Source organism: Lysinibacillus sp. 10T31, assembly GCF_056394365.1.
The window spans coordinates 1-2,319 of record NZ_JBFTHS010000121.1; the positions used below are offsets into that span (position 1 = coordinate 1).

Annotated in this window: 2 protein-coding genes; both read left to right on the plus strand. The window is 32.7% G+C overall.

Annotated features, from left to right (window positions below):
* Positions 1–228: 228 nt before the first annotated feature.
* Positions 229–699 carry a DinB family protein gene (locus AC1DCY_RS27025; protein WP_477355730.1) on the plus strand — a complete coding sequence of 157 codons (471 nt, stop codon included), beginning with the start codon at positions 229–231 and terminating at the stop codon, positions 697–699.
* 437 nt (positions 700–1,136) lie between these two features.
* Positions 1,137–1,568, plus strand: coding sequence for a DUF2935 domain-containing protein (locus AC1DCY_RS27030; RefSeq protein WP_427108197.1), 432 nt, complete (start codon positions 1,137–1,139; stop codon positions 1,566–1,568).
* The last annotated feature ends 751 nt before the right edge of the window (positions 1,569–2,319 follow it).

Genomic DNA, 2,319 nt, shown 5'->3' on the forward strand with positions numbered 1-2,319 from the left:
CGTAAGGATGGTCTTTTTACCACAGAGGTATATATGTGGCAGGAAGACTGCGGATATGAGTATTGGAGTCCTATTAAAAAAGGATTGTCTTTGATTGAGACGGAGGAAGGTGCAGTGACGTTAGCCATTGACCATTTAAGAGAATATTCTGGTGAAATTATCACTCTTTAATTACTTCACTAAAGGTGCAGTTTATTTGAATATAAAATTGATGTAAAGGAGGATAAAATGAATATATATTGTAAGAGTGCATTACATCAAATTAAAGTCGCTGTAACGACAATTGTTGAAATAATAGAAAAGTTAACAGAAAATGACCTACAAAAAAGGCCAACATCTAATAAGCAGTCCATAGGAGAGCTGTTAGAACATATTGCTATAATTTGTGAAGCTGATTCGCTTATTTCGGACGGGGCATCTCAAGACACAATGAACAAATTTTATTCAAGTGTTTCATATAAAAGTCTAAATGGGATTAAAGAAGCATTGATAAAAAATCATCAATTTTTAGAAGATAAATTTATGAATTTCACAGAAGTCGAACTACAAGAGGAAGTTACTTCTTTTTGGGGTGTTACATACTCACGATATGAATGGTTGTTAGAGATTGTAGCTCACATTTATCATCACAGAGGGCAATTGCACGCTATGCTTATTCATTGTTATGGAATAGACCCAAAAGTTCCATTGTTTGAATAGAACTTTACTATTGAACTCCCATGAAAGAACGTAATCATCTTTCATTTTCTGTGGTGTAGTGTTGATTTTAAACGACATGGATGGCTAACGGGTGCTTACTTGAAGACAGACCATTGAGCTGCTTGGACAGCTCTTTTTTTATTGTACTCCCATGAAAGAACGTAATTATCTTTCATTTTCTGTGGTGTAGTGTTGATTTTAAGCGACATGGATGGCTAACGGGGCAGTTTAGTTTAATAAGAGTAGGACTTATTTTTGATATTGTTCTTCATATCTGCAAGTCCTATTGTTATGCTCTCCTCATCCTTTTGAGTAAACTGATATTTTTACTATTTATAACAAAACAGTTACACCTTACAGAACACACTTATTAAAAGTTCTAATTCCACCTCTTATATATATATATTAAAAGGTATGAATAGAGGGGAGGGTAATTATTGCAATATTATTATGGAAACCAGATGCCGTTACGGGTACTTGATGAAGCTGAGTTTTGGAAACACCAAGAAATGGAACATACAGTTGTTATTAGGGAGCTTGTAAAAAATCTTGAACAGAAATATGTGGAGGCATTAAAAGAATGGGAAAAAGCATTTGCCCAGACACATCAGCAAGTAATAAGATTTATTGAAACCGTTAATCGTTCACAGGGACAGGTTTCACAAGTACTCTTCCAGGATATTTTGAAACTTTCTTCTTATTGCTTAAATCAGAGCCAGCAGTTTATTAATTTTTGTCGTACGATTATGGAAGAAAGTAAACCAATTAGTACCAATTCAACAGCTAAAGTTGTATTAAATCATATTATTGTTGAATCAGAGTATTTTATTGGAGTTGCACAAACTATTTTATATCAGCAGAAACTTTAATTGGGTTGTTTAAAGAATCAAAAAAAGCTATCGTTTTGATCAATCTTTTTTAAAAACGATAGCTTTTTTATATGAAGTTAAATTAAGAGTTTATATTAAATATAAAATTAAATTTTATTATAATCCACTATGGGATACTTATATTGGCTGGATAGCGTTGTGCAATAACAACTTGGTGGGATACATTCAACAGTTTACTATCCCGAAATGAAAAGGGTCACTTGGGATACTTTCTGATGATTAGTTTATCGTAGGCTATAAGAGGAATGTTTGAGGAAATAACAAGTGGGATAGCAAAAAGCAATTACAGTCTTTAGGGTGACTAAAAGTGCTATCCCGTTCTAACATATGTAACAAGACCTAATAAAGTTACTACTCAAAAAACAAATAAAAGTGAAAGCAGGAGATGACTGATTTGTATGGCATTAAATTATTGTTTGTATGAAAAAATGGTGAGGTATATTATTCGATTTTCTACAAGTTCTAGACTTCATAACCCCAACTATACCCGATTATTCGTGGGAAGAAATGACGATTCCGCAGAGACGGTAAAAGTTTGAAGTGTGTATATCCATGAAAAACAATGTGAAGCATTTCACTTAAACTAAACCAGCTAATAGATTGTCAATAAAAATCTTTTAAATTAATAAACACTTCATGCTATACTAAAAAGCGCAACCCAAATAACCCTCCGAATTCAATTTGGAAGGTTTTTGTTGTATTTGAAAATGCTGTTACTACATAGTTTCTT

Coding starts and splice junctions, on each gene's coding strand:
- AC1DCY_RS27025 (WP_477355730.1), top strand. CDS start 229: ATGAATATATATTGTAAGAGTGCATTACATCAAATTAAAGTCGCTGTA.